Source organism: Eudoraea sp., from assembly GCF_049669105.1.
Taxonomy (GTDB): Bacteria; Bacteroidota; Bacteroidia; order Flavobacteriales; family Flavobacteriaceae; genus Eudoraea.
This window is the reverse complement of sequence record NZ_JBATKE010000025.1, coordinates 1-3091: the sequence shown is the minus strand read 5'-3', so window position 1 is coordinate 3091 and position 3091 is coordinate 1. Positions and strand designations below refer to the sequence as shown.

The 3091-nt window shown below is 61.7% G+C and carries 1 protein-coding gene; it reads left to right on the top strand.

Translation table 11 applies throughout. The annotated features are described in order from the left end of the window. On the top strand, nt 1–3091 hold a 3091-nt coding region (locus WBM60_RS02020), incomplete at both ends, for an Ig-like domain-containing protein (RefSeq protein WP_424282691.1).

Genomic DNA, 3091 nt, shown 5'->3' with positions numbered 1-3091 from the left:
CGGCTGGGCCTGACTCGTTTACCTATACGGTAGACGACGACCAGGGCGAAACTTCCAATGTGGCCACGGTCAACGTCACGGTTGCGGCTGTAGTGCCCCCGAATGTGGTCAATGACGCGGCGACCGTGGCCAACAGTGGCGCCATTGCTATTGATGTGCTGGCCAACGATACGGACGGCGACAACCCCATCGACCCGACCAGCCTGGCGATAGCGTCAGCGCCGACTAACGGCGTAGCCGAGATACTCCCCGGCAACCTGGTCGGGTACACCCACAACGGCAGCGCGACCCTGACTGACTCGTTCACGTACACGGTCGAGGACGACCAGGGGAACGTGTCAGACCCGGCGACGGTGACCATGACCATCGACGCAGTCGTTGCGCCCACGGCGAATGCTGACGGTCCTATCACCTGCGCGCAGGCAGGCAGCGTGTTCATTGACGTGGTCGCCAACGACGAAGCTGGCACCAACCCGATTAACCCGACCGACACTGCGGTCGTGGGTCAACCCACCAACGGCTCCGTGCTCAAGCAGGCCGACGGGCGGATGTTCTACACGCACGACGGCACGGGCACCGACTCGGACTCGTTCACGTACGTCGTCAGGGACTCCGTAGGCAACGCCTCAGCGCCCGCGACAGTGACCCTGAGCATTGTGTCTGCGGCGACGCTGACGACGCCTGTGGCGCAGTGGGACGTGAACACCAGGGGCAGGACCGACGACGCCTTCTACGACCACGTAGCGGACGACGGCACGCCTGAGACGGGCATCAACAACCCGGTACTGGACAGCACCGGGCAGCTTGACGGGCTGAATTTCAACGGGTCAAACCAATGGGTAGACATACCCTGGCCCGCAAACATCCCGGCGGACTTTGTCGATAACGACTTCACGATGGCTGTTCGGGCGAAGCTTGAAGACCTGTCGGTGTTCCATACCATATTCACCGCTGCCGAGGTGGCGGTGCTGAATAAGCGCCTGGAGCTTATCCAGCTGACGTCTGACCCCGGTGCCGCGAACGTGAACAACGGCGCGGGCATAGTCAACAATATCGACGGTGTCACCCCGATCACGGTAAACCAGGAGTTTGTCCTGGCGCTGCGGCGCAACGGCAACCAGGCGACGCTGTGGCTGAACGGGGTACAGGATCAAGGGCTGACTTTAGGGCTTAACGTCCTGGGCGCCCTGGACAGGATCTCGCTCGCCAGGCGCTACAGCTCGAGCGGCGGTCTGGGCCACTTTGACGGCACGATCTACTGGGCCGCGATATGGGCTGGTGCGCTCACCAACCAGGAAATGGCCGACATGGCCGCGACGGCGAACCCGTTCTTCGAGGGGCGGCAGCTGTCCCTGGAGTCCTCGCCGATGGTCGCGGGTGAGTCGGTCCAGGTGAACCTGGCTGGCACCTGGGACGTGTCCGGCAAGACCATGACCCTCAACGGGGTTCCCGTTACGCCGACGGGCCAGGGCCAGAACAGCATCACGTTCACCTGCCCGATCATCCACGACCCGGGCACGTTCCCGGACTACCAGGCGATGTTCTACGGCGACTTCAACATCGAAGTGACAGACACCCAGCCCGAAGGACCGTCGCGCCTGACCGCGCCCATGGTCAAGCCTGCGGACGTTGAGCAGTTTGTCATTGCGAACCAGTCTACCGGCGGCATCTTCGTCAATGATGACCAAGTCTCAGACGGCGATACCTGCCTGTTCGAGCGGGTGGTTATCCCGGCGGGTGCGGCTGACATTTCAACGATTGATCCAGATGGTGAGATCAAAGCATCGAAGCGCGGCGCCGAGTACCGCTACTCGGTCTGGGATGAGAGCCTGCAGCTGTGGTCCGGATACCCGGCAGTCAATGAGATACTGCAGATCAACACGGGCATCACCCGTGTCCGTGACCCGAATGAAGTGGAAGACGGCCGAATTACCAGCGGCAGCTCAGGCGTCGTGGTCTATGGCTACAACTTCTATGACGTCGATAACGTAGTCCTTACCGACTTCCTGGGCACCCAGTGGCAAGGCGTCGGGACGGTCAATACTGCCGACCCGGACAACAGCACGTTTACGTTTGATTTGCCTCTGCAGGCGGTCACCGGGTTCGAGCCAGGGCCGGGGACACTGGCCCTGACGTCTGACATTGAGTCCGCCAACTGGCCGCAGCAGATCAGCGTGTTCATCAACGAGGACGCGTACGAGGTCCCGACGCTGGACCCGGTGGCAGACCAGACCTTCGCCGAGAATGATGGCGGGCTACTGTTTGGCATCACGGGCCAGGCAAAGCGCCCGGCCACCCTGACGTGGAACCCGCCGCTGCCCCCGGGCTACTTCTCGACCCTGGGTACTGATCCCAATACGATTGATATCTACGGTAGCGGCGCGGACGCCAACGAGGGCGTCTACAACCCGAAGGCGATCCTGTTTGACGCCAACAACGTCAGTGTTGAGCGGCAGTTTCAGATCACTATCACCACCAGTGACCCGGTCTGGGACGTGGTCCCTGACCAGAGCTTCGGCACCGAGGTAGCGGTCAGTCTTGACCTGAACGACTACATCACTCGTCAGCCTGGGTCGTCCGGATTCTTCTCGATAAGCCCCTTGCCAGAGGGCCTGTTCCTTGACAATGAGTCGGGCATTATTGAAGGCGTCACGTCTCAGAACGTGTCGGCTCAGGTGCTGACGGCGACGTTCATTGATGCCTTCATCAACGCCCCGATTGAGACGACGTTTGCGTTTGATGTGGTGGGCGTCGCGCCTACCTGGGGCGTGGTCCCGGACCAGGATAACCAGGTGGATGAGACGGTCAGCGTAGACTTCTCGCAGTACCTGGACGTACAAGGCACGCCGCCGGTCACCGCCAGCTTCAGTGCCTTGCCTGCGGGGCTGGATAGCCCGCCGGATTCGTTCCTGGTGCAGGGGGTCCCGACAGGTCCAGGGAACACAACGGTCACCGTCGATGCGATTAACGCTTTCGGCCAGGTGACGTCGAACCAGTTCGCCTGGGTCGTCCGGCAGGCGCCGTTCGTTACGGCGCCAATACCTGACCAGTCGTACGCGTATGGTGAAACCATCACGGCCATCGACCTTGA